Below are 22,995 nucleotides of genomic sequence, written 5' to 3'. Positions count from 1 at the left end.
GACATGTCGTTCTGACGCAACCTCGGTGTTCTGCCCCTGCGATCGGGGGCAGGACACCGCCCCATCGAGCCCGAGGAGAGCGCCGTGCCGGAAGCCTCCATTCCCGCGCCCATGGTCATGGGGGTCCACGGCGTACTCGCCCTGCACCCGTGGGTGGACGCCGAGACCCAGGACGTCTTCGCACTCGCGGTCAGGCGCACGGTCGCCTACGGCTGGAGCTCCTTCCACGCCGCAGGGCCGCACGGCGTGCGCTGGGGCCACAACGACGCTGGTGGCGACTGGGGACAGGAGGGGCGCGACCGTCGGACGGGCGCGGAGGAGAGGGTGCGCCAACTCGCCTGGCTCCAGGTCGATGTCGCCGACGCACCGCCGGGGCAGCGCCTGCCCGTGCTCCCGATGGCCACAGTCCTCGGCGACGCCCTCCACCGCGTCGGCGGCTTCCGCCTCACCGGCCTGCACACCGTAGCCCCCTTGTACGAGGCACAGGACGCCCGCGCCGACCTGGCCGTGGCCGCCGAGTGGTTCGCCCTCGCCGATCCCGTCGGCTCAGCCGGGTTCACCGTCTCGGTCGCCGGCACGAAGACCGCCGACCTCCCAGGTCGGATGCCCGAGATCCTCGCGGCCGCCCGTGAGAGCTCGTACGGGCAACTCACCATCGAGCCTGAGCCGTCCGACGACGCCACCCCGGAGTCCGGGCTGGCGCTGCCCCTGGCCGGGGAGACGGAAACGGGCCACCTCCGGTACGGGCAGTCCTTCCGCTGCACCGCCCGAGAGTGGTCGATGGACTGCGCCACCTGGGTCACTGAGATCCTCATCGACGCTCTCCGCGCGACAGGCGTCACCCAGCCGGCGCTCATCAAGGTGTCGAGGACCCCGCGCGTCGGCGGCGCCCAGGTCCTGTCCGGCGGATCAGGGCTGTAGCCGTAGCCGTTCCCTCTCCACTCCAGCCCCAGTGAGCAGCGGTGACGGCCGGCACCGTCGCGTCCCCGACCCCGAGGCCGGCTCCGGCCGCCTGGGGGAGGACACGGCCCGCCTGTCCCCGCTGAAGACCGCGCGTATCAACTTCCTCGGCCGTTACCTGTTCAACATCGCCGCCAGCGGGCCCGCCCAGGGCCTGCGGCGGCCTTGTCCCCTCGGGCCTGTCACAGGCGGCCAGTAGCCTCTCGCCATGCAGACAGCGCTGATGATCTACGACGGCTCCGCACCGGCCGATTCCGACGTCCTGCGAACCGGGGGCGTGCCGCTGGCTCCTGCTGGCTTCGCCTGGCCCCTGTGCGGTTGCGGGGGGCCGCTTCAGTTCTTCGCCCATCTCCCCGTCGAGGACGGTGTCCTGTCGGTGTTCCTGTGCCAGAACGACCCCGGGGCGTGTGAGTTCTGGGACGCGAGCTCCAGCGCGAACAGGGTCTATCTGTTTCCCCGGGAGGAACTGCGGCCGGTGGCCGTACCCGAGGCTGGACTGACGCTGCTGCCGGCCGCCTCGGCCATCCGCACCCACGTCGTGACGATCGACCCCGAAGATGCCTGCGACGAGGAAGGGATCGAGCCCGACGCCTACGACCTTGCCCGCTCGGGATGGAAGCGGGAACCCGAAGAACGATTCGGGGAGCAGCGCGAAGTGCTTGGGTCACTCGGAGGCAGCCCCTCCTACCTTGAGGACGACCGCCTGCCCGTGTGTCCCTCCTGCACCGGCACCATGGAGTTCGCGGCACACCTGGAGGAGGGGATATCCCGGGAGACCGCGATGAACCTCGGCGGTCAGCTGGGCTACGTCTTCGTCTGCCGCCCTTGTCGTGAGGGAGCCTTCCTCACGGACTGAGGACGGGGTCAGCCGGAGATTGAGGCTGATCCCCGGGAGTCCGGGTTTCATACGGCGAGTGACAGAGTACGTGACGTGATCAGTTGCTGTTCGAACTCGGCCGGTGTGAGGTGGCCGAGTGCGGAGTGGCGGCGGCGCCGGTTGTAGTACGACAGCCAGAGGAAAGACTCGAGCCGGGTCTGTGCCATCAAGGTCCAGCGGCGTCCGTGGAGCAACTCGCGCTTGAGGCCCTGGAAGAACGACTCGGCGAGAGCGTTGTCGTAACTCGAGCCGACCTGTCCCATGCTGCGACGGATGCCGTGGCGGCGGCAGACCTCGGCGATGGCGGCCGCACTGTACTGGGCGCCCCTGTCGGTGTGAAAGACGACGCTGCGGACCCAGCCGTCACGGGCTGCCACGGCCATCTGGCTGGGATCGGCTACCGCGCCACCGTCGAGCAGATCGTGAAGGAGAAGGGAGCCACGGGCAGCAACCTTGCCCAGAAGATCTTGGCTTTGTCCGGGATGGGTGTCCCTCAGGAGATCGTGTATGCCTTCCACGAAGCCCGGTTCGTGGGGAACGACTCGGCGCACGATGCGCTCGCCTACTCGGCTGAGGAGCTCGCAGACATCGCGGACCTCATCGACGAAGCCGTTCTGGTGCTCTACGTGCAGCCGGCACAGCGAGCCGCCATGGCGCAGCAGCGAGCAGCTCGGCGCGCCGCCGCTAAGCAGCCGTCCCCTAGACGAGGACCTGCGTCTGCCTCGGGCAGACCGCATGGTGGCTGGCCCTGGGATCCTTCGTCCTGTTCGTGTCCAATCTCCTGGCCATGGTGTTCGCCGGCATGGTGGTCTTCGGCGGGCTGGGCTACGCGACTGCCGACCGCCGGCAGGAAACGGGCGCCGCGCGCAGGACTTACCTGGCGCTCGCCCTGCTGTTCGGTGCGGTGGGCGGTGCTGCTGGTGGCGAACACGGCGGCCACCGTTCTCGTACAGCCGTGGACCACGCGCGCCACGAACAGCGCCGACGAGTGGCTGGCCGCCTCGCCCGGCGCGTCCGTCGTCAGCGTCAGTGCGCGGTCACTGACCCTCTACAACCAGGTCCGCACGCCGGGTGACCTGCCCCCGGTCGAGGCGCTCCTTGCCGACCTCCAGGGACAGATCCCCGACGGTGTGCCCGTCGTGGTCGTTACCGACGAAGGCCGCCAGGTACAGGCCGGACGCGTCGGAGGCTGATACCGCTCGGCAGCAGACAGCGGGGGCGTCGCGCTATGTGTCGTGCACCGCGCGGGCAGCCGCGCACACCGCCACCGCCCTAACCCAGAGCGGCGCTGTCGTTGTCCAGCATCTCCATCAGCTGCGCCCGGTGGAGGGCCGCGACCGGCTCAAGCAGGTCGGGATGGCGCAGCAGGGGTGCGGCCTCGTGCTCGTGGTCCCCGGGGTGTGTGAGGCGGGTGAGCTCGCCGGCCTGGGCGCGATCGACGAGGCGGTGGGCGTCGACGGCGAGGCTGGGGGTGGCGAGGAGGCAGGCGGCCCAGCTGACGACGGTTTCGTCCACCCAGGTCCGCCACTCGGCGTCGGCGTCCGTGCCGTGATCGGCGCCTGTCAGCCAGTCCAGGCGGGTGCTTCCGCCGGGACCGAGCAGGTGCAGCAGCTGTGCGTCGAGCGGTGTCGGGTACCGCAGGGTTGCGGCCAGGGTGACGGCCTGGCGGGCCTGGGCCTCGGCCAGCACCCCGCTGAATGCACCCGGGGCCGGTGGGAAGGCGGTCAGCAGCCAGCGGGTGCCGGCGGCTATGAAGGGTGCGAGATCGGCGGACACGGCGGCTTCCTCAAAGGGGTGCTCGCCTTGGCCTGTACCGGGCCCGCGAGCTGCGGCGCGAAGCTGCGCCGCTCCGCTCGTGGGCGACCAGGCTAACCGGAAGCAACGACGGTGCGGCATGACGCACGTCACCGTCCGCCCGGGGCGGCGGGCCCGCACACGTACCTGCGTGCGCGCCCGTCACCCCGTGCGGATGTCAGGACTTGCCGCGGCCCGTTACGAAGTCGCGCGCCCGGTCCACCAGGCCGGCGCCCGGCGCGAGGAGCTTGCTGGCCGTGGGGGTGCTCGGCGCCGCGGGGTGGGGGCGGGTGGGCGCCATGGTCTTAGCGCGGCGGATCTTGTCACCGAGATCATCCAGCTGCTGCGGGGTGCAGGCTCGCTGCAGCATCGGGAAGAGGTTGCTTTCCTCGTCCTGGACGTGTGAGGCGACCTCGTCCATGAGCTGCTGCAGGAGCGGGCTGATCTGCGCGTCGTCGGTGTCCATCTTCTCCAGCTGCTTGAGGATCTTCTCGACGCGGCCGTGATCCTCGATCTCCTTGTCCGCCATCCGGTCACCGCCCGGGACGAACTCGCGCACCGCCGGGTAGAGGTACTGCTCCTCGGCGACCGAGTGCCGCACCAGCTCGATGGTGATCTCGTCGATGAGACCCCGGAGCTCCTGCCCGGCGCCGGTCATGGCCTGCACACGGCTGAACATCTCCTCCACCTCCCGGTGGTCGGCCATCAGCTCGTCGATCACATTCCCGCCGTGTCCCACATCTGCCTCCATTGCGTGTTCGGGGTGGGCCGATCCGGCCCGATCCGATCGGTTCCCCGCCACGCCTCCGGCCGCCCGGCCGTACAACACCTCTCACCCGCACGGAGGGATCCGGCCCGCCAAGCCACAGCGCAGCCGCGACAGCACGGTCGCGGACTGGAAAGCCCACCTGTCCCTCATCCGCGACACCGCGGCCCCACTGCCCGAGCCCCTGGCCGCCCTCCTGGTCCAGCTCACCGAGCAGCTGACCACCACGACCGCGGACACACCACTGGCCGCGCTGCGCGCCGTCGGGATGCTGGGGCGGATCGCCGCCCGTGTCGGGCGGGAGGCGGCGGGCGCTCTGGCGGACGACGGGGTGTCCGCCGAGACGGTGGCCGTCGGGCTCGGGACCACCCGCTCCAAGGCCTTGATGCTGCTCCTGACCGCACAGAGCAGGTAACAGCACCAGGCTTGGATGTCGCGTCGTCGCCGGCCATCAGCCGCATCGACTCGTGTCGTTCCATGCTCGGCAGGCATCCTGCGATGCGGCAGCGGTGCTATAGCGCGCGCTACCGCTGCCCAGGGCGTTGGCGGGTTGCTGACCAGTCTGGCTAGAGCTACGGATCGGAAGGCTGACGGTTGGGAAGGGGGGTGGGGTTGGAGCTGCACGAGGTCGCGGAGCTTGACTCGGCGCACTCTTCTGAGCCACCCCCCATGGCCGCGTCGTACCGTGATGCGGTGCCAGGCCGGCCCAACGTCGGGAACGCTAGCCGGAGGCACTGACAGTGGACCCGTGTCCTCCGCGTTCCCGAAGCACAGGGAGCGGGCGGGGAGCCGCGGGGAAGACCGGGGAGGTGTCCGGGAACGCGCAGGTCACCGGGTCGGCTGGTCAAGGTGGGCGCGTACGCGATCTTCGGTCTCTCAGCTTTCGGCTACCCGTAGTCCGACATCGGCTTTCCGGGCCGCCACCCCTTGGGTGACGGCCCTTTCGCATGCCCGGTACCGGCTCTCCGGCAGAGCGTCCGCGGCCTCGCTGGAGTCCCTCGCAGGGGTGAATTCGGCCCTCGCGTACGCGTAGGCGGCTTGTGCGGTGTGCCTCCAACTTGCCCTGAAATTATGTCTATTGACAGGAAACAGAATCTTTCGGCATGTTTCGGGCGCGGTCCGGTGGTCGGGTCGTTGTGGTGTGGATCGGGGTGTGTTCCGTGGTGCGTGAGGTGCGTGAGGTGTTCGGCGAGTCCGAGGCGGCGGGCCGGTTGCGGGTGCCGGTGGCGGCGTGGCGGTGGGCGACGGGTTCGGGTCTGGTCCCGCCGGCGGATGCCGGGCCGGGTCGGTGGTCGCGTGCGGTGGTGGAGGCCGCCGACCCGGAGGCCGTGCGCGCGGCACTGCGCGGGCCGGCCGGTGCGGGGTGGGCGGCGGACCGGCTGACGGAGGCCTTGGGGGAGCCGTTGCGGTGCCGGCCGCGGGTGACCGCCTCCGCGGTCGGACATCTGGTCCGTGCCGGTCTGCTGGTCTACCTCGGTGGCGAGGTCGCGTTCCCCGACGTCCACCCCGACCAGGTGAACACGCTCGCCCGCCGCCGGGACCTGCCGGTCCTTCTCGACCGGCACGTTCCCCTGGGCCCGGACCAGGCCGCGGTCCGCCTCGGCGTCCGCCGCGTCGACTTCGACCAGGTCGTCCGCCTCGGCTGGGTCACCCCGGTCGGCTCCGTCGACATCGACTACAAACACCACGGCGGCATCACCACCGTCCCGCTCTACTCCGCCGAGGACATCGCCCTGCTCCCCGTCACCCGCCCCGCGGTCGACTGGCGAGCGGTGCGCGCGGTCTCCGCGGGGCGCCGCTCCCCGCTCGCCGCCCTCACCCCGGTCGTGCCGGCGACCCGGCCGGCGGTACGGATGTGCACCCGCAGTTCGACCGGGCGGCGGTGGTCGTGTGGCTGCTGGCCCACGACAAGATCGGGGTGCCGGTGGCGATGCCGGCGGCCTCGCTGGTCGTGACGGGTGAAGGGCGCCGTACGTTCCGGTTCCGGCTCGATGACCCGCACCCCGTCCCCGCCGTCAGGGCGGCGAGCTCGTCGGCGTCTGCATCGGTGGACCAGCCGGACAACTCGTCCTCCCCTCCGGCGTCGTCGGCCAGGACCAGCGGCGCCTCGGTGAGCCGGCTGACTGTTCCGGGTACGCCGCCGTTGGCGGTGCTGGGGGAGGTCCGGGTGATCGAGCGGTTTAGGTCGGGCGGCGGAGGCCTGCGCCTGACGCTGGCCTGGCCGGCCCGCGTGCGCGGCACCGCCGGGCCGGGGCCGGCGGGCGGGTGGTCCGCCACGGGGTGCCGTACGCGGCCCCGGGGGACGGCTGCGTGTGCGCGCGACACGACTGCGGCGGGGTGGTTCCTGTCTCCCGGTGTGCCGAGCACGGCGCCGCGGTGGGACCGGTGTTGGAGTGGCACCCCGGCGGCGGGATCCGCTGCACCGGCCTGTCCCGGCCACTGAACCTCACGACGGCCCGGTGATCGGGCGGACGCGCACGGAGGCCGCGAAGCCCCCGGCGTGAAGGTGCTGTTCCCTTCCGCTTGCTGCCGCGCCCGTCGCGTGGCGGCAGGCGGGCCCGGGCTGCGGTATCCGTCTGAACCTCCCCGGCCTGGGCCACGGCGTTCTACCGTGGCGGGGAGCACCCCGCCGAGGAGGAGCCGATGAGCGCCCAGCCCGACCACACCCCCGCCCCCGCGGCCCCGTACGCGCCCGCGCCCGGTGCGCCGGCCGAACTCCTGGCCCAGCTCCGGGCGGACCGCCGTGCCGAGCAGTGGGTGCCGGCGTTCGAGCGGGACTGGGCCAAGGCCCTGGAAGACGCCCGCCATGCCTTCAGCCTCACCCCGCTGCACGAGGTAGTGCGCACCTGGCAGCTGCGCGTGGCTGCGGCCCCGGACGTTGATGCCTTCATGGACTCCGGCCGGGACGACTCCGACTTCGTGGACCTGGACGACATCCTGGGCGGCCGCCCGTGACCGGAGAACAGCCGTGGGCGGTGCGCCTGTCCCCGCAGGCCGCGAAGACCTTTGCCGAGCTCCCCGAGCCGGCCCGGGAGACGGTCCGCGACGTCCTGGACATCGCGGTGGGCTCCCCGTGGGGGTTGGCCCCAGTGGAACGCCGGCGATCCGGAGGGCGAGGACGTCCGCGCCGCGTCCGTGGGCCAGCTCTCGGTCGTCTATGTGGTGAACCGGCTGACTCGGCGGCTGTCCGTCCTGGGCATCGTCTGGCTCGGCTGAGCGCTGACGGGGTGCGGCCGATGTGGCGCCCGGGCGGTGGGATCCGCTGCACCGATCTCGGCTCCCGTTTCGGGCGGATCTTGCGGAGGGATGCCGCACTGGCCTGATGGCGAAGTGCTTTTCCAAGGTCGTTATTGCCCTCATCGGCGCCGCGATTTCCGGTGCCGCCCGAGCCGTGACGACCTGGCCACCCTCCAGGACCGGCACGTGCCCCTCGGCCCAGACCAGGCCGTGGTGCGCCTGGGCGTCCGCCGTTGCGACTTCGATCAGATGGTGCGGCTCGGCTGGCTGGCCCCGGTCGGTTCCGTGGCCCTTCGTGGACTGGCGGGCACGGGCGGGCCTTTCCGTCAGGCTGTGGGTACGGCCCATTCGGCGGGCTCGGCGAGGAGCTTGGTCGTGTAAAGGATCTTGGTGGGGTGCTGGGCGGAGGGGACCGCGTAGACGGTCTTCCCTCGGACGCAGTCGCCTTCCTTCACCGTGGCCTCGATGGGGTACTCGGGTTTGGGGAAGTCGCCGAACGTAGTGCCGCTGGGCTCGATGCGGACGCCGTCGGGGTAGGAGAGGATCCAGGGGAACCGGCTGGTGTGGATGGTGCCCTTGGTGCTGCACACCTTCAGCTCCAAGGCGGCCCAGACGTAGCCGTCGGTGCCATTCTCCGTGTCGGCGCTCTGCTGCGCTTTGACGCCCTGCTGGTAGCCGATGACCGTGGCGGTGGCGACGGAGCCGTCTTCCGCGGCGTTGGTGGTCAGGGACTGGCCGAACGTCAGCGGGGCAGTCCGGCTGGGGCTGGGGGAGGCGCTGGGCGGCGCCGAGGATGGGGCGGCGACGGCCGGGCTGGCCTCGGGCTTGCCGTCGGGGCTGCTGCAGGCGGTGAGCGGCAGCACAGCGAGGCTGGTGGCGAGGACGGCGGTGGTGCGGACGCGCATGGACCCCCCAAGGTCACGGTGTGGCTGAGGGGGCATCATGCGACGGTCGGTGCTGGCGACGGGCCGGTATTGGCCGTTCCGTGACCTACGTGGCGGTCAGGGTGCCAGCGCGGCAGACGACGAGTTCGTCCTTGGGGCCGGCCAGCCCGACACCCTGTCCGGGTGTCCGGCTCGGGGCGGCCGCCCGAAAGGACGGCGCTAAGGGCCCTCACAGCTGGCCGAACTTCTCCAAGATGTTCTGCACCAGGTAGAAGGCACCGACGAACGTGCCCGCGCCCCAGCCGATCGCGATGAGGGAGTCTGCTCCGTAGTGACGGGCGATGGACAAGGCGATCACTGCAGCGAGGGCAGCGCAGACGAAGCAGAACAGAAGCGCCATGACCTTCGTGCCGGTGGGGGGTCCCTCGGACGGGGTGCTGTTCGGTGCTCCCGGAGCCGGGGGGTTGGGCGGGGTCCTTGGGGTGTGGGTGGTCACGCGGCACCTGCCTGCTGCTTGTCGTGGTTGGCCTGGTGTGGAGCGGGGCGGGGATCCAGATCCGCCGCTCGCGGGCGGCCTGGTTCTGCATGCTTCGGGCGCGGACCGGTCCTCGGGCTGCCCCAAGCCCCACCCCTTGCCGAGACCCGTGGTTTGCGGTTCTGGGCCTGAACAGCGTTCATGGCTGACCTGTGCCGGGCTGGCGTGATGTCGTGCCTCGGCCGATCCATGTGTCGTAGACCGGCTGAGCACGTTTGGCGAGGTCGGCGTCCGGGTCGTCGCGTACGGCTCCACCGTCCAGGCCGCGCCACGTGTCGGTCTGGAGCTCGTCGAGGTGGGCTTCGGCTTCGTCGATCTGGCGCTGGAAGTCGGCTTCCTCCTCGTCGCGTAGCTGCTGCTGGTACCAGTCGAGTTCCGGCTCGGCGAGCCAGGGCCGGGCAGCCTCGTCGCGCTGGCGCCGTTCCTCGGCGAGCTCGGCGTACGCGCACGGGTAGAAGATGTACGGCTGCGGACCGGCGAGTATCCGCCGGTGTCCGGCCAGGAGTGTGTCTGTGGCCTCCTCACTGGCGTGGCAGGCGGTGGCGAACGCAGTCAGTTGCGCCGTGGTGGGCATCTGCCGGCCGGTGAGGATGCGGTGGATGGTGCTGCGGGAGAGGCCGGGCCCCGCCTGTTCGGTGAGGGCGCGCAGACTGGGATATGGGGCGGCTGCGCGTAGGCGGTTCATGGCGCGGACGAGTCCGGCTTGGGTGGTGAACCGGCCGAGGACGGGCGGCGCGCAGCGGACGGCCGGCCCGTTGACGGCGCGACGGGCCGCGTCCCACAGCCGCTCGGCATTCTTCAGGTCCTTCTCGTCGCCGCCGGCGCCGTAGGTGAAGGCCAGGGCGGTGCGCAGGGTGGGGAGGCGGCCGTCGAGGGCCTGGCGCAGGGTGCAGGCCGAGACCGCGTACTGGTTGCCGCCCGCGGAGGCCCGGTCAGCGAGGTACTGGAATGTGGCGCGCTTCCCCTCGGCTCTCGCCGCCACCGCCGCGGCCGCCTTCTTCCCGCGCAGCCATCCGCGCAGGGTGGCGAGTTCGACCGGCTCGGCGACCAGACGGGCACGGGGGGCGCGGTCAGGCGTGCGGTTCACTGGCGGCCGCCGAAGAGTTCGGCGAGCGCGGAGAGCAGGCGTGGGGCGCGGCCAGGCAGGAGAAGGAGCATGGTGGCCGCGGCGAGGAAGGCCAGGACGGTAGGGACGGGGCGTTCGAGGGCGGTGAGGACGGTCACCGCGGTGATCGCGGCGATGACGATGGCGGCCTCGGCCGCGCCGAGGCGCGCGGAGGCGATCGGCTCCAGGGCGCTGGCGGGCGCGCCCGGCGCGGGGGCGGGCGGACGGACAGGCGGGGAAGTGGACATACGGGTCCCTCCGTGCGGGAGTTGGGTTGCTCGGACGGCGCCGGGGCGGGCCCGGCGCATGCGCTGATCGTGGCAGTTCGAGGGCCGCGGACGCGAGCCGCTAACCGTTCCCGCTGCGACCGACGTGGATTCTTAGTTGTTCACGTTTATGCAGGCCAGATGGCACAAACGAGAAGGTTCCGTCCCGCCCCGGGGAGCGGTCCGTGGCCACTCCGCCACCGTCCGGGGCTCGCGATCGGGTCACCGCGGGGGCCTGCGTGCGGTGTTCGCCACGACTGCAGTGGCCTGGTCCCCATCTCCTGGTGCGAGGAGCACGGCGCCGCCGTGGGGCTGGTGTTGGAGTGGCACCGGCGTGAGTGCGCTGATCCGCACGAGCGCACTGTCACAGGCCCGCCTCTAACGGGTTCCGTGGACAGGGGCGGTTGCCACCACCTGGGAGGATGTCGGTCCAGGAGTGCGTCAAGGGGGAGGGCAGAGATGAGCGGGCGCGAAGCCGCAGGAGGCGAGTCGGCCGGATCGCGGCAGCCGAAGAGATGGGAGCCGGTTGCGGTGCCCGCCCCGGAACCTGACTGGCGGCCTGCGCCCGAGTACCAAGGGGGAAACCCGAATCCCGCGTTGCAGTACGGGATATGGGACTCGATGGCCCTCTCCCACCGGCCGATCGGTGTACTTCCACCGCCCATGCAGGCGTACGCCGACAGGCTGGTGCTGAACGTGGAGCAGAGCTGGGAAGACCTGGGGGAAGTGGATGTCGCCATGTTCCGGCTGGGCGGGCGCTTTTTCGTTCTGAGCCAGTTCACCGACGTGGAGGACACGGGTGTCACCGTGTGGCTCGACCGCCGGCACACCGACGACGAGGCCTCCCTCGCGGCGCTCGTCGAGGCCCTGGGCATCCCTGGCGGCTGCGTCCGCGACATCACCTGGTCCCCACACCCGGTAGTCCAGCGCGAACTGGACTCGCCCACCCCACCCGAAGAAAATTCATCACGCTGGACACGTTTCCTCCGGAAGCGCAGTTAGAGCCCGAGGCGCGGCGCACGTTCTGGGGCACGGGGACCGCCGGCGATCCTCTGTGATCGTCATCTCCGAGTGCGATCTCTCGGCTGGGCCCGCACCGCCAGGCCGCGGCCAGCCTTGCCCGTGTACCGGTGAGCACGGTGACGCGTTGGCTGTGGCAGGCCCGGGATGAACCCCCGCCCCGGACCGCTCCCGCCCGCGCGGGATGGTTGTTGAAGGCCCCCGCCTGGGACGAGACGACGTGGGCCCGTATGGACGCCCTGCTGGCAGCCGAACACGATCTGACCCGCGGCCGGAAGCCAGGTCCCCGCCCTGCCGCCGACCTGTCCACACCCCTGTACCGGGCCCGCCGTTGCCCCTGCGAGGGCGACCACCCCTTCCGAGCCGGCCCCGACTGTGCCGCAGCGGGCGCGGACACGCTGATCCCCGAAGCAGACGTGGTGGTCACCGAAGCCCTGAAACAGACCGCCTCCGCCCTGCGGCACGTCGTGGCCGCCGGCGGCGTGATGAACATCGACGGAGCCCCGGGGGCCGGCAAGACCGTCGCCCTGCAGTACGCCCTCTCCCTCCTGCCGCCCGGCCCGAACGTGTGCCGGGTCCCGATACCCGTGGGCGCCACAATCTCCCAGCTGCGCCACGCGATCGCCGAAGCGCTCGCCCTCGAGGTGCGCTCCGCCAATCGGTTCAACGCCACCGATCAGGCTCTGGCGATCGCGTTGCGCAGCCCGCACGTGCTGGTGTGCGACGACGTTCAGCGCCTGTCGCCGCCCGCCCTGGAATACCTGTGCCGCCTCGCAGCCGACCCTGGCGCATCCACCACCCTCGTCCTGGCCGGAACGGGAAGCACCCGAGCCCTCCAGCGGATACCGGAGCTCGCCTCCCGCATCCTGACCCGTCGGCACATCCCGCCGCTCACCCCCGCCCAGGCCCAGGCCGTTCTCCCCGTCTTCCACCCGCTCTGGCGCAAGGTGCCGCCACAGAACATCGCCCGGGCCGACGAACGCTGCGCTCGAGGCAACTTCCGGACCTTCGCGCAGATCACCGCCCACGTCATCGATGCAGTCCTGACCGACCCCCTCGCGCACTCCGGCAGCGCGTTGGTCGAGACGGCATGCCGCCGGCTCGGAGGTATCTGAGTGACCCGTTGCAACACCGGGTCGCTCTGCACCCGTGGGGACCTGCCGGTACCCCGTTTTGGGCCTGGCCCCGCTGGGTGTCAGAGACCAGCTGTCAGGCCAGCGTGTTCAGGCAAGGGGCCGGTGAGAAGAAGAGCGGCCGTCAAAGGGTGGCGTCTGGAGCCATCGAGACTGCCACGGGCACCCACCGAACTGCGCTCCATGTACCGGCCCGCCCCACCCACGACAAGCACCGCCCGCCCGCCTGTAACCGACCCTCCGGCGGCTCCGTCGGAGCCCGGCACCCACCCGAGGCGGGACAGGCCGCCGCGAGTGAACCGCGACGTACTCCGGTGGGCCTCCAGCCGCTGGGGCACGACCGTCTGAACTCTCACGGGTCGCTTGCCACGCGTCATGCTTCCGCTGAGTCTGGCACGAGGGCGGGCGTCCCGGGCGAGGCCTCGATGTGAGGGGTGTACTGCGGTGGGGTTGATGGATCCGATCAACGCCTTGGGCGAGGTCGGTGTGGACGTGCTGGCGTGCGGGCCGACCGTTTCGCGGCGTTGCCCGCCCCGCGGCAGCCTGGCAACAGGAGGCCGGCCACCGGTGAGCGTGGTCGTGGACCGGCACGACGACAAGCGCTTCACCCACGCCGCCCTGGCCGCCCACCACCCGCCGAACGGGCGCTTCGTCGTCCACCCCACCGTCGCCCCGCGCAGCCGCTTCCTGTGGCAGGACATCCTCCACACCCTCGGCCGGGAGACCCGCGCCCGCAGCGCCGGCTCGCAGCCCATGGACAAACAGCACCGCACCGTCCACACCGCCCTGACCCGTCGACCCCGATGCCGCATCACCGTGCTGCGCGCCCACCGGCTCGGTGAGGGCCTGTGGGCGGACCTGATCCACCTGCACCTCACGACCGACGCCGAGCTGATCCTCGTGCACCACGGCGAACCCGGCGAAAGCCTGGCCCACCTGCTGCGCCACTGCGACCACCGCACCATCACCGGGTACACCGAGATGCTTCGCCTGCACCCGCCCAGGCCCGCCCCACCGGAGCCCGGCCTGCCCGACGCCGACCGCTGAGGGCCCCCGACTGCCTCGTGCGCCGAAAGGGGTCCCGGCCCACGGGGCACTTGGGGGCGTCGGCCCGCACCGTCAACGGGAAGACAGCCCGCTCCGCCCGCCAACCGAACCACTCACCGGCCATGCGCAATGAAACAACAGGACGTTGTTTCATTGCGCATGGGGGTAGGGTGGTGTCATGCCGGATGACACCGAGACCACCGCCCGCCGCCGGCCCCTCGCCGGCCAGCCATCGGCCGAGGACGCTTCCGCGTCGCTTCCGCCCACCGCTTGTGCGCTGACGGAGGGCCTGCAGCAGGATGTCGCCTTCCTGAACCGACTGCTGGCCAGCACAACCGGGAGTGGCGAAACCGGCCACCCCAAGGCCTCGGACGAGGATGTTGCCGCCGCTCTGAGCTTGTTCGAGGACATGCGTGCCGCGCTCGACCGGCTGGAGGTGCAGGTCGTCATCGAAGCCCGGCGTCGGGGGATGGAGTGGCGGGAGGTCGCCGGCCATCAGGGGATGAAGTCGTCCCAGGCCGCATCCCAGCGCTACCAGCGCCTGGTGACCCGCCTCGAAGAGATCCGCCAGGGCATCCGGTAAGACCAGGCAGGAGACACCCCTTTCCCATGAGCAGCCAGCCTTCCGACCCCCTCGCCGCGGTCGACGCGCTCCTCGCCGCCGTCGAGGCCGGCCACCTCCTCCCCGCCCCTGCGGAACGGATCCGTCTGCGGGAAGCGGCCGGCCTCACCCAGGCCGCCGTGGCCCAGGCCCTCGGCGTACGCATCCCCAGCATCCAGGCCTGGGAAGAAGGACGCGCCGAGCCGAAACCCGAACGCCTCCAGGCCTACCGTCGCCTCCTCGAGGGCCTGGCCCAGCGCTACCCCGCCCCCGCCCAGCACTCCACGGCGCCGGCAGGCACCCCCCGCCCCCCGGTCGCGGCCACAGGCCCCCTCCCGGCACCCGAGAAGCACATCCCGAATACCCCAGAGCCCGCCACCCCGTCTCCCGCACCGGCTGCTCCGTCAGTCCCGCCCAACAGCCCGACCGTTGCCGAGCCCGCGGTCCGTCCGGCGGCGACATTGCGGCGCCCCGCCGCGAAGAAGCCCGCCAAGCCCGCCACCACTGCGGCTGATCCCCGGTTCCCGCACGGCCCGCTCGCCGTCCTCGACGGCGACGGCAACGCCTACGCGGTGGACGGCATCGTGCTGGACTGCCCGGCCACCTCGGTGGTCGAGCTGGTGGAGTGGGCGCTGAAGGATTCCGGTCTGGGGGCCGCACGCCTGAACCGCAGCGGCAAGGACTCCGACCCCCTCATCGTGCTCACCGCCTCCGCCGCCGTGAAGCTGGGCCTCCCGGAACGCCTGGAGGGCCGCGAGGAGCGGCGCTCACTGCGCCTGGCGGAGGACCACCCGGTCGTGAAGCAGGTCGCCAAGGCCAAGTGGCAGCTCACCCAGCGCGGTTTTGGCCCGTGGGCACGCGTCTACCGCAAAGCGCAGGGGAGTGCGCGGCAGTGCGTGCAGCTCGCGGTCCTGTCCTGGGACGCCCTCGACACCCGCTCCTGGCCCGGTGTCGCCGACATGCACCCCGCCGACATCGCCCGCGTCCTCGGCGTCTACGCCCGGCGGGTCATCACCCCGCGCGGCTCCACCGCCGTCTCCGGCCTGGAGCTGATGACCGCGCTGCGCCCGCCCACCCGGGCCGTGCAGGAGAACGGCACCTGGGTCTCGGGCCACAACCCCGGCAGCCTCGGGACCGAGCCGCTGGACCCGGCGCCGCCGGAGGCGATCGCCGAACACCCCGTTGTCGTGAACTCCGGCTGGACGGGCGGCTTCCTGAACGAGGAGGCCTACCAGTGGGTCCGCGACCCCGCTCTCCTCTCCGACGAGGAGTGCCTGCTGCCGTACGCGGTCGGCCTGGACCTGAACACTGCGTTCCTCGCGGCCGCCGCCCGGCTGACGGTGGGCCTGTCGGCCCCGGACCACTTCCACCGGCCGGTGTTCAACAAGAAGATCCCCGGCTCCTGGCTCGCCGACCTCTCCCACATCGACCTCGACCCGCGCCTGCCCTCCCCCTTCACCCCCGACGGCACCCGACCGACCGGCCCTGCGTGGTACCAGACCCACACCCTCGCCTACGCCCAGGAACTCGGCCACGACGTTCACCCGATCGAGGCCTACCTGCGCCGGGAGACCGGCGCCTACCTCGACCCGTGGCACGACCGGCTCAAGACCGCGTACGTCGACACCCTCGCTGACCTCGGCGTCACCGCCGATCTCACTGACGCCGAGTTCCTGGCGGCGATGGAGCACCACAAGCAGGCCGACCCCGCGATGGCCGCCGTCCTCGCCGCGATCAAGGCCACGGTCAAGGGCGGGATCGGCAAGCTCCGTGAACGCCCCCAGGGCCGCACCTACCGCGACGGCGACCCGTGGCCCGCGATGCAGCGCCCGACCTGGCGCCCCGACATCCGCGCCGCCGTCATCTCCAAGGCGCGGGTCAACATGCACCGCAAGCTCGCCAACATGGTGAAGCTGACCGGCCTGTTCCCCCTCGCGGTCCTCTCCGACTGCGTCGTCTATCCCAGCCCGGGAGCCTCCCCGCTGGACTTCCTCCCGTACGCGGCGTCGGGCAAGCCGCTGATGGGCGGCTTCCGCCTCGGCCCCACCCCCGGCCTCGCCAAACTCGAAGGCGTGCAGGACATGCCCTGGGCGGTGGACCTGATGGAGAAGGGCCTCAACCCCGCCCGCCACATCAAGGGCGGCGACGCCGTCCTCGACGACGGCGAGTAGACGACCGTGGCCTCCGGCGACGACGCGCCGGAGCCACGCCGGACCAGCCGCTCACCCCGCACTACCCGGACCCGTTGCCTGAGGAGCTGAACCGCTGTGGGAGAGATCGAGGACGCCATCGTCCGCGCCGACCAGGAGGCGTTCACCAAGGCCCCGCCCAAGACTCTGAAGGGCCGGATCAACTTCCTGCTGAAGAAGCTCAAGACGACCAGCGCGGTCGCCGCCGAGCTCGGCGTCAGCCAGCGCTCGGTCGAGCGCTACCGCAAGGGCGACCGCAAGACCCCGCCCAAGCCCGTCGCCGACCGCATCGAGGCGGCCGTACGCGCCCGCTGGCAGCCCGTCGTCCGCGGCCGCCGCCGCAAGGAGGCCGCCACCAATACCGGCATCACCGTCGAGACCCGCGCCCGCTTCGGCTACACCGCCCCCGTCGGCACCACCGACGACGGCCGCGTCCGCCGCCTCACCATCCACCTCCCGCCCGCCTACGCCCAACGCCTGTTCGACGCCCGCACCCAGGGCGCCGACGACCGCGACCTGCGCGCGATCGTCGCCGAGGGACTGCAGGAGATCTACTTCAAGGACGGCGGAACCCGGGCCGACCAGCTCCGGGTCGAGTTCACCGACATCGACTACTTCGACGTCTCCTTCTGAACCGGAAGCACAGGTAAGACGTACGCCCGGCGACGGGCAGAGAGCCGATGGGCTGAACACCCTCTTCCGCCTGTCCTGCGGCTGAGCAGCCCCTTCTGCAGGCACCCGACAGCCCCCTGTCGTCGGCAGTCGCACCACGGACGACGGTGCGTCGATCCGCCGGCGCCGTCAGTGCCCCGACTGCTCCCGTCGTTTCAGGACGGTGGAGACGGCCTCGCTGATGGTGATCAAGCGCAGCGGGGTGACCGAACCCTTCAGTCGTACCAAGGTCATCTCGGGCGTGCGCAAGGCGTGCCAGGGGCGGCCGGTCACCGAGGACGCCCTCGCCAAGCTCGGCCAGCGGGTCGAGGAGGCGGTGCGCGCCACCGGAAGCGCCGAGCTGACCACCCACGACGTGGGTCTGGCCATACTCGGCCCGTTGCAGGAGCTCGACCTGGTCGCGTACCTGCGGTTCGCGTCCGTCTACAAAGCGTTCGACACCCTCGAAGACTTCGAGACCGCCATCGCGGAACTGCGGCCTCAGCTGTGCGTCCGGGCAACTGGCACCGGGCCTGTGAAGGCACGGCGTCTGCGGGGGTGGTCTCGTCGGCCCCTCTCGAAGTGTTCTCCGTGGCCGCATAACGGTAGTGGCTTTCGAACATGAAATTGGGACGCAACCGGGATTCCAGATTCCCGCCGCTGCCGACTCCAACCAGCTCACCCCGCCAGACATAGGGAGACCAGCTTGATCGCGCCCTCCCGCCAGACGTACCTCCCAGAAGGAAGTATCCAGCGAAAGGAACCCAGACATGTCTCCTATTGCCAGTCACCCCAGCATCAGCCGCCGGCGCCGCGTACCGATCCGCTTGTACTGCTGCTCCTGGTTCTCCTAGTCCTCGTGATCCTGGCCGGTACCGGCTACCTGTGCCTTGTCCACCCTCTGCTGATCGCGCCGATCGGTGCCGTGGGCGCGGTGGCAGCCATCCTGGTGGCGGTGTTCACCGTGGTTTTCACCAGCCGCCGGTGCTGACGTGCCCTGCTCAGGTCCGAGCCACGCTCGACCTGGTCCCGCCAGAGGCACTCCCTGGCCCTTCGACTCCCCATGAGTCGAACAGTTCTAACTCCCAGTGGGGTGGGCTGCTCGCTGTGCTCGGCGGCGTGCCCCGGTGGCGTTCATGCGCCATCTGGCGAATTCGACACTGGTGCCGAACTTGCTTGCCACGACTTCGTCAGGCGTGTGGCGGTAGGCGAGGCGTACTGCTGTCTCCGAGGGGATCAGCAGCTCTCCTGACAGTTCTGCCGCTTCGTCTTCCTGATCGCGGTCGCTCTCCCTGCACGGCTCTCCCACGCTGCTGCGCAGCAGCGTTGTGAAGGCGTGGTCGAGGAGGACGTGGGACATCTCGTGGGCCAGCGTGGAAGTACGCCGCGGTGCTTCATGGCCCGAGTTCTCCACGATGATTCGCCCGTTGCCGTGAGGCAGGACGGCGGCTGAGAAGACGTCGGGCCGGACCGTAGTGAAGTGGTGGAGTGCGTCGGCGAGCGTGGGAGAGTCCTCGGCGAGTTCTTGCAGGGACAGGACCCGGATGCCGTAGAGGTCAGCCAATGCGTAGGGGTCCAGTGCTTGGTAGGCGGTGAGGCCGAGTTCGCCGCGGACCTCGAGTGCGAGACGTTTGGCGTCCGCTTTGAAGCCTCGTCGCATTCAGGCCTCCCGGTCTTGAGGCAGTGCCTTTACGCGACGGACCGTCGCCTGGATCACTGCTTCCAGGTACGCCACATCCTCCGGGGCGAGGTCTTTTCGTGCTCGCAGCAGAGGGCCGATCTGGGTCATCAGCTCAGGCTGCTCGGGTTCGTCCCGCTCGATGCCAGCCGCGATGAACCGTTCGGCCGGGACTCCGAGCCAGCGGACGAGGGTGAGAAAAGCGTCGACATCGGGGCGCAGGCCGTTCGCCAGGCGGGATAGCAAGGACGGGCTCACCTCGATCTCCTTGGCCAGCTGCCGCCATGAGAGATTCCGCGCGGCCCGCTGCGCGTCGAGGGCCCCGTACAGGACCTCGACGTCGATCTGTTCCTTCGCCATGGCTCCTCCAGTGCGTTTCACTTTCGATGCAAGTGATTGACTATCACAACACTGGTGATCTACTCTCGCCACAAGTGTCTCACATTCGAGACATTCTCGGGAGCGGGCGAGGCACTGCCCGAGAAGACGCCAAGCGCCAGCGCCGGCTGCGGGAACCCGTCGGAACGCCGCCGGCAGGAACAGAAGGAACAGCAACATGGCTATCCAGATCACCGCGGTGCGCCTGACGGCCGGCGGCACCACGCACGAGCACATCACCCACCTGTGGTGGACCAACCAGACCTCCGGCGACACCGGCAACAGCACTCGGGCGCAGATCGTCGACTGGATCGAGAACAAGTCCGGCAAGGCATACACCAGCGACGCGGCAGGACACCGCACGGAGGTCGTCGTCGTCACGCCCGCCCGGGGCGAGAAGTACCTGCGCACCCGCGCCGACGGCGTGTGGACCAACAACCTCCTCGCCCTTCCCCGGCGCTGACCCGCCACCGTCCAACCGGCCGTCGAACGCGCCGCCCACACGGCGGCGCGCCAGACACCCCGGCGACCACCGGTCCGAACACGCACTCCCCACTCCAGGAGGACCCCATGTCTACCGGACCTCTCGCTCGTGACCCGGACCTGTCCCGCCTCCTCGACGACGGCTACGACGTCGTCGTCCGCGCCGGCCATATCGTCGTCCAACGCATTCCGTACGTCACCGAGAACCGCGCCGTCGAGTACGGATTCCTCACCTACCCCGTCACCGTCACCGGAGACCGCATCGTCTCCGACACCGACCACCGCATCTGGTTCGGCGGCTCCACCCCGTGCACCGAGCACGGCAGCCCCCTTACCCTCGCCAACCCCGAGCACCGGGTGATCGCCGAGGACCTGCAGGCGAACTTCATGCTCTCCAGCAAGCCCGGCCCGGACGGCTACCCCGACCAGTACATGAAGATCACGGCCTACGTGCGAATCCTCGTCGACCAGGCACGCGCACTCGATCCTTCGGTTACCCCCACCCCAGGCGCGGCATGGCAAGAGGTCGAGGATGAGAGCCCCTTCGCCTACCGGGACACCGCCACATCCCGCGCCGGCATCACGGCCATCAACTCTCGGTTCCGCGGCCACCGCATTGTGATCGTCGGCCTCGGAGGCAGCGGAAGCTACATCCTCGACCAGGTCGCCAAGACCGAAGTCGACTCGATCCTCCTGATCGACGGCGACACCTTCGACAACCACAACGCCTTCCGCGCACCGGGCGCCCCCACCCTCGACACCCTGCGTCAACGACCGCCCAAGGCTGCCTACCTCGCCTCGGTCTACACGAACATGCACCGACACGTGACCGCCAGCACGGAGTATCTCGACGAAGACAACCTCGGCCTCCTTGAAGGAGCGACGTTCGCATTCCTCGCCTCCGATGACGCGGCGAGCAAGCCAGCGATCATGGGATGGCTCGAAGCCCACGACGTGCCGTTCATCGACGTCGGTATGGGCATCGAAGAGATCGACGGCCGCCTCAGCGGACTCCTGCGCGTCACCACCAGCCTTCCGGGCCGCCGTGACACAGCCCGCCACCGCATCCCCCAGGCGGCGCCCGAACGCGACGCATACGCCAGCAACATCCAGACCGCAGACCTCAACGCGCTCAACGCCACCCTGGCCGTCATCCGCTGGAAACGCTCCCTCGGCATCTACGCCGACGCCACCGACGAAAGCCACACCACGTACTCACTGATCACCAACGAAATCGCCAACGAGGACCTCCTGTGACGCCGCCGCAAGACACCTTGCGCCCGGTCTTCACCGACACCTTTCCCCCGCGAATGGACCCCGGGGTCCTGTACGTCTCGATCCTCTACCGGACCTGCGGCCACCTCTGCTGCTGCGGATGCGGTCATGAGGTTGTCACACCACTGTCCCCAGCTCAGTGGGCCTTCACCTACGACGGCGAAAGCGTGTCCCTTTCCCCCTCGATCGGAAACTGGGCACTCCCGTGTCGAGCGCACTACTGGATCCGGAACGGTCGCGTCCACTGGAGCCGTCGGTACTCGGCCGAGGAGATCGGTCAGAACAGGTGTCACGTCCAGCAGGGGATGATGTGATCCTCACGGATCGCATGCCTTTGACCTGTGATGCTGCAAATAGAGCTGGACGATTCTCAGAGGCAGATGACCTGCATTTTCTCCGCTCGACATCCGGTTGACCTGGTACGCAGCAAGTAGTTCCGGACTCTGACTCAAGTACATGTGGACGTGTTAATCGCGGAGTCGTGAGGGGCGGCCGCGATCAACATCCGCTGTGCGCACTAGCAATGGGGCGTGATCTGCGGGAAGGTGTCTGAAGCTGCAGTGGGAGCTGACGGCTGGCCACGACGAGGTGCGGACGCTGGGCGGCCTGGTGGCCGGCTGCGGAGGAGAGCGCTAAAGGGCATGGCGACGCCTGACGACGTACGCCGCGCAGGCCACGGTGCACGACTGCGCCCTCACCGGCGGGGCCGCTCGTGCACGCCGTCGAGCGGTCTATGGTCGGCCCTGTTGCATCGTGCGCTTCGCACGAACCGTTTGGCGTGTGCGGCCCGCCTCGGCAACGAGTGAAGGCTGAGGCGGGCGTGCCGGTGCATCCGAGCGCCGGTCAGAACAGGTACCCGTCCTCCTCGCTGGGGCTGGGATCCGTGGCTGATCCAGAGCAGCGGGGCCTCACGGCCGAGGCGACCGCTGCGTCGAAGGCCTCGCGGAGCTCGGGCAGGGAGCGGTCGCGCAGCGCGACAGTTTCTGTCCAGCCGCCCTGTGGCATGTCGAGGCGGGAAACGCCCTGGGGGAGGTCGAGCGCGAGCCAGTGGTTCAAGACATGCTGCTCCGCCCGGACGGCTTGGTAGCCGGACAACGGTGTAACGAGCACCTGGCGCCAGCCGTTGAGCTCGTGAGTTCGGATCCGTCCGCTGCCGTCATTGCAGATGCCGATCTTTGCGGCCCCCAGCGCGGTGTGCACCAGCAGGTACAGAAAGGCAGGCAATGCCTGCTTGAAGCCGTACTGAACGCAGTGGATGCAAGAAGCCCTGCGGCGCTGGATGACCTTGTCGAGCACGGCATCCACCTGCTTCCCGCAGTCGATGTGCTCTGCCCTCCAGACAGCTTTAACGTTTCCGGGGAAGGCGGTGAGCGGTCTTAACCCCGCCTCCTTCATGGTCTCAACGGCCACCTCGGGGTCCGTGGCGCGCTGAGCACAGAACCGGCAGGGGGACTTCGTCTTGCGGGCGTTGCACAGAGTCGGGTCGACGATCTTCTTGCACGTAGTGCAGCGGCTCCGCCACTTCTCGTTCGAGCCCGGATAGGGCACGAGGGCCTCGAGCCCGAGAGTGAGGAGTTCCGCGCGCGCGTCGGCGTCAGGTATCTGCCGGGTTCCGGAGCAGTAGTAGCAGGCTCCGTTGCCGGAGTAGACGACGCTGCAGTACCAGACGTCGATCTCGCGTAAGCAGGTAAGACACAGGCCGCGCCAAGCCCCCTGAGTGCCGGGGAACGTCTCCAGCGGTTTGACATTCGCCTCGCGGATCTTGTCCTCCGCAACTTCGGCCGGCACAGCACGCTTGCGGGCCGCTGCAGCGGAGCTCTTGCGTTGCCCACAGGTGAAGCAGGGGCCTTGCCCCTTGGTGATGACGCTGGTGTAGCTGGACTTTGTGGGCTGCATGCACGTCTTGCAGATGGCTGGCCAGGGCTTGTCCGCGCCGGGGTAGGGGGCCTTGAGGATCAGCCCGCGTGCAGACATTGCCGCCGCGCGTGCGATGGGGTCGATCTTCGCCACGTTGCCTCTCTTGAGCCGAACGAAACTACGTCCCACACCGGGTGGGCAGGAGGGCATCGTAGAGAGCCCCACTGACACCGAACGCGCTGCTTCCGACGGAGTCGAG

Annotated in this window: 24 protein-coding genes and 3 pseudogenes; 18 read left to right on the top strand and 9 right to left on the bottom strand. The window is 70.1% G+C overall.

All coding sequences use genetic code 11. The features are described 5' to 3' along the window. Nucleotides 1–84 precede the first annotated feature (84 nt). Genes E6U81_RS25660 through E6U81_RS25650 form a run of 3 tightly spaced genes read left to right on the top strand, consistent with a single transcriptional unit; the run spans nt 85 to nt 1,816 of the window. Complete coding sequence (locus E6U81_RS25660) at nt 85–921, top strand: hypothetical protein (RefSeq protein ID WP_136232452.1); 837 nt, start codon at nt 85–87, stop codon at nt 919–921. Nucleotides 922–952: 31 nt separating this feature from the next. Continuing rightward, on the top strand, nt 953–1,159 hold the full coding sequence (locus E6U81_RS25655) for a hypothetical protein (protein ID WP_136232451.1): 207 nt from the start codon (nt 953–955) through the stop codon (nt 1,157–1,159). Between the two features lie 9 nt (nt 1,160–1,168). Continuing rightward, the gene (locus tag E6U81_RS25650; protein WP_136232450.1) at nt 1,169–1,816 is read left to right on the top strand and encodes a DUF1963 domain-containing protein; all 648 of its coding nucleotides are present in this window, start codon (nt 1,169–1,171) and stop codon (nt 1,814–1,816) included. Between the two features lie 47 nt (nt 1,817–1,863). Here E6U81_RS25650 and E6U81_RS25645 read toward each other — a convergent pair. Beyond that, nucleotides 1,864–2,184: pseudogene (locus E6U81_RS25645) on the bottom strand (integrase core domain-containing protein); the annotation flags it as partial. Here E6U81_RS25645 and E6U81_RS41975 point away from each other — a divergent pair. Beyond that, nucleotides 2,116–2,376, top strand: a pseudogene (locus E6U81_RS41975) (DUF4145 domain-containing protein); the annotation flags it as partial. The pseudogenes E6U81_RS25645 and E6U81_RS41975 overlap by 69 nt on opposite strands. Before the next feature lie 381 nt (nt 2,377–2,757). Next, entirely contained in the window at nt 2,758–3,030 is a 273-nt protein-coding gene (locus E6U81_RS41205; RefSeq protein ID WP_240804026.1) for a hypothetical protein, read from the top strand. Nucleotides 3,031–3,109: 79 nt separating this feature from the next. On the opposite strand, the gene E6U81_RS25635 is transcribed toward E6U81_RS41205, so the two are convergent. Together E6U81_RS25635 and E6U81_RS25630 are read right to left on the bottom strand one after the other, a co-directional pair. Next, a complete protein-coding gene (locus E6U81_RS25635; RefSeq protein WP_136232449.1) occupies nt 3,110–3,613 on the bottom strand; it encodes a hypothetical protein in 504 nt (167 codons plus the stop codon). Between the two features lie 196 nt (nt 3,614–3,809). Beyond that, nucleotides 3,810–4,370 (bottom strand): hemerythrin domain-containing protein, encoded by a 561-nt coding sequence (locus E6U81_RS25630; protein WP_136232448.1) that lies wholly within the window; start codon nt 4,368–4,370, stop codon nt 3,810–3,812. On the opposite strand from E6U81_RS25630, the gene E6U81_RS40010 reads away from it, so the two are divergent. From E6U81_RS40010 to E6U81_RS25620, 3 genes are all read left to right on the top strand, one after another. Then, on the top strand, nt 4,288–4,812 hold the full coding sequence (locus E6U81_RS40010; protein WP_168714732.1) for a hypothetical protein: 525 nt from the start codon (nt 4,288–4,290) through the stop codon (nt 4,810–4,812). The two genes, E6U81_RS25630 and E6U81_RS40010, sit on opposite strands and share 83 nt — an antisense overlap. Before the next feature lie 745 nt (nt 4,813–5,557). Continuing rightward, entirely contained in the window at nt 5,558–6,352 is a 795-nt protein-coding gene (locus E6U81_RS25625) for a hypothetical protein (RefSeq protein ID WP_136232447.1), read from the top strand. A 688-nt stretch (nt 6,353–7,040) separates the two neighbouring features. Next, nucleotides 7,041–7,352, top strand: coding sequence for a DUF6247 family protein (locus tag E6U81_RS25620; RefSeq protein ID WP_136232446.1), 312 nt, complete (start codon nt 7,041–7,043; stop codon nt 7,350–7,352). Nucleotides 7,353–7,960: 608 nt separating this feature from the next. Here the strand turns inward: E6U81_RS25620 and E6U81_RS25605 are convergent. From E6U81_RS25605 to E6U81_RS25595, 3 genes are all read right to left on the bottom strand, one after another. Beyond that, on the bottom strand, nt 7,961–8,539 hold the full coding sequence (locus E6U81_RS25605; protein WP_136232444.1) for a hypothetical protein: 579 nt from the start codon (nt 8,537–8,539) through the stop codon (nt 7,961–7,963). 653 nt (nt 8,540–9,192) lie between these two features. After that, entirely contained in the window at nt 9,193–10,140 is a 948-nt protein-coding gene (locus E6U81_RS25600; protein WP_136232443.1) for a helix-turn-helix domain-containing protein, read from the bottom strand. Next, the gene (locus E6U81_RS25595) at nt 10,137–10,406 is read right to left on the bottom strand and encodes a hypothetical protein (protein WP_136232442.1); all 270 of its coding nucleotides are present in this window, start codon (nt 10,404–10,406) and stop codon (nt 10,137–10,139) included. The genes E6U81_RS25600 and E6U81_RS25595 overlap by 4 nt, the downstream gene beginning before the upstream one ends. A gap of 639 nt (nt 10,407–11,045) precedes the next feature. On the opposite strand from E6U81_RS25595, the gene E6U81_RS25590 reads away from it, so the two are divergent. The 8 genes and pseudogenes from E6U81_RS25590 (at nt 11,046) to E6U81_RS41770 (ending at nt 18,056) form a co-directional block, all read left to right on the top strand. Continuing rightward, on the top strand, nt 11,046–11,426 hold the full coding sequence (locus E6U81_RS25590; RefSeq protein WP_168714738.1) for a hypothetical protein: 381 nt from the start codon (nt 11,046–11,048) through the stop codon (nt 11,424–11,426). A 209-nt stretch (nt 11,427–11,635) separates the two neighbouring features. Then, nucleotides 11,636–12,559, top strand: coding sequence for an ATP-binding protein (locus tag E6U81_RS25585; protein ID WP_136232440.1), 924 nt, complete (start codon nt 11,636–11,638; stop codon nt 12,557–12,559). A gap of 585 nt (nt 12,560–13,144) precedes the next feature. Continuing rightward, nucleotides 13,145–13,624 (top strand): hypothetical protein, encoded by a 480-nt coding sequence (locus tag E6U81_RS25580; RefSeq protein WP_136232439.1) that lies wholly within the window; start codon nt 13,145–13,147, stop codon nt 13,622–13,624. Between the two features lie 178 nt (nt 13,625–13,802). Further along, the gene (locus E6U81_RS25575; protein WP_240804021.1) at nt 13,803–14,207 is read left to right on the top strand and encodes a hypothetical protein; all 405 of its coding nucleotides are present in this window, start codon (nt 13,803–13,805) and stop codon (nt 14,205–14,207) included. Between the two features lie 26 nt (nt 14,208–14,233). Then, nucleotides 14,234–16,396, top strand: coding sequence for a helix-turn-helix transcriptional regulator (locus tag E6U81_RS25570; protein ID WP_136232438.1), 2,163 nt, complete (start codon nt 14,234–14,236; stop codon nt 16,394–16,396). Between the two features lie 96 nt (nt 16,397–16,492). After that, a complete protein-coding gene (locus tag E6U81_RS25565; RefSeq protein ID WP_136232437.1) occupies nt 16,493–17,047 on the top strand; it encodes an XRE family transcriptional regulator in 555 nt (184 codons plus the stop codon). 81 nt (nt 17,048–17,128) lie between these two features. Continuing rightward, a pseudogene (gene nrdR / locus E6U81_RS25560) lies at nt 17,129–17,564 on the top strand (transcriptional regulator NrdR); the annotation flags it as partial. Between the two features lie 360 nt (nt 17,565–17,924). After that, on the top strand, nt 17,925–18,056 hold the full coding sequence (locus tag E6U81_RS41770) for a hypothetical protein (RefSeq protein ID WP_276615826.1): 132 nt from the start codon (nt 17,925–17,927) through the stop codon (nt 18,054–18,056). Between the two features lie 87 nt (nt 18,057–18,143). On the opposite strand, the gene E6U81_RS25555 is transcribed toward E6U81_RS41770, so the two are convergent. Both E6U81_RS25555 and E6U81_RS25550 read right to left on the bottom strand, forming a co-directional pair. Next, nucleotides 18,144–18,725, bottom strand: coding sequence for an ImmA/IrrE family metallo-endopeptidase (locus E6U81_RS25555; protein WP_136232436.1), 582 nt, complete (start codon nt 18,723–18,725; stop codon nt 18,144–18,146). Further along, nucleotides 18,726–19,103 (bottom strand): helix-turn-helix transcriptional regulator, encoded by a 378-nt coding sequence (locus tag E6U81_RS25550; RefSeq protein WP_136232435.1) that lies wholly within the window; start codon nt 19,101–19,103, stop codon nt 18,726–18,728. A gap of 196 nt (nt 19,104–19,299) precedes the next feature. Here E6U81_RS25550 and E6U81_RS25545 point away from each other — a divergent pair, with 196 nt between their 5' ends. Next, the gene (locus E6U81_RS25545) at nt 19,300–19,584 is read left to right on the top strand and encodes a DUF3892 domain-containing protein (RefSeq protein WP_136232434.1); all 285 of its coding nucleotides are present in this window, start codon (nt 19,300–19,302) and stop codon (nt 19,582–19,584) included. Between the two features lie 107 nt (nt 19,585–19,691). Then, on the top strand, nt 19,692–20,861 hold the full coding sequence (locus E6U81_RS25540) for a ThiF family adenylyltransferase (RefSeq protein ID WP_136232433.1): 1,170 nt from the start codon (nt 19,692–19,694) through the stop codon (nt 20,859–20,861). An 861-nt stretch (nt 20,862–21,722) separates the two neighbouring features. Here the strand turns inward: E6U81_RS25540 and E6U81_RS25535 are convergent. Then, nucleotides 21,723–22,889 carry a hypothetical protein gene (locus tag E6U81_RS25535; protein ID WP_136232432.1) on the bottom strand — a complete coding sequence of 389 codons (1,167 nt, stop codon included), beginning with the start codon at nt 22,887–22,889 and terminating at the stop codon, nt 21,723–21,725. Between the last annotated feature and the right edge of the window lie 106 nt (nt 22,890–22,995).

It is taken from the genome of Streptomyces sp. A0592 (assembly GCF_004795115.1).
GTDB lineage: Bacteria > Actinomycetota > Actinomycetes > Streptomycetales > Streptomycetaceae > Streptomyces > Streptomyces erythrochromogenes.
Note: the sequence above shows the minus strand (reverse complement) of the source record. Positions and strands in the feature narration are given on the sequence as shown.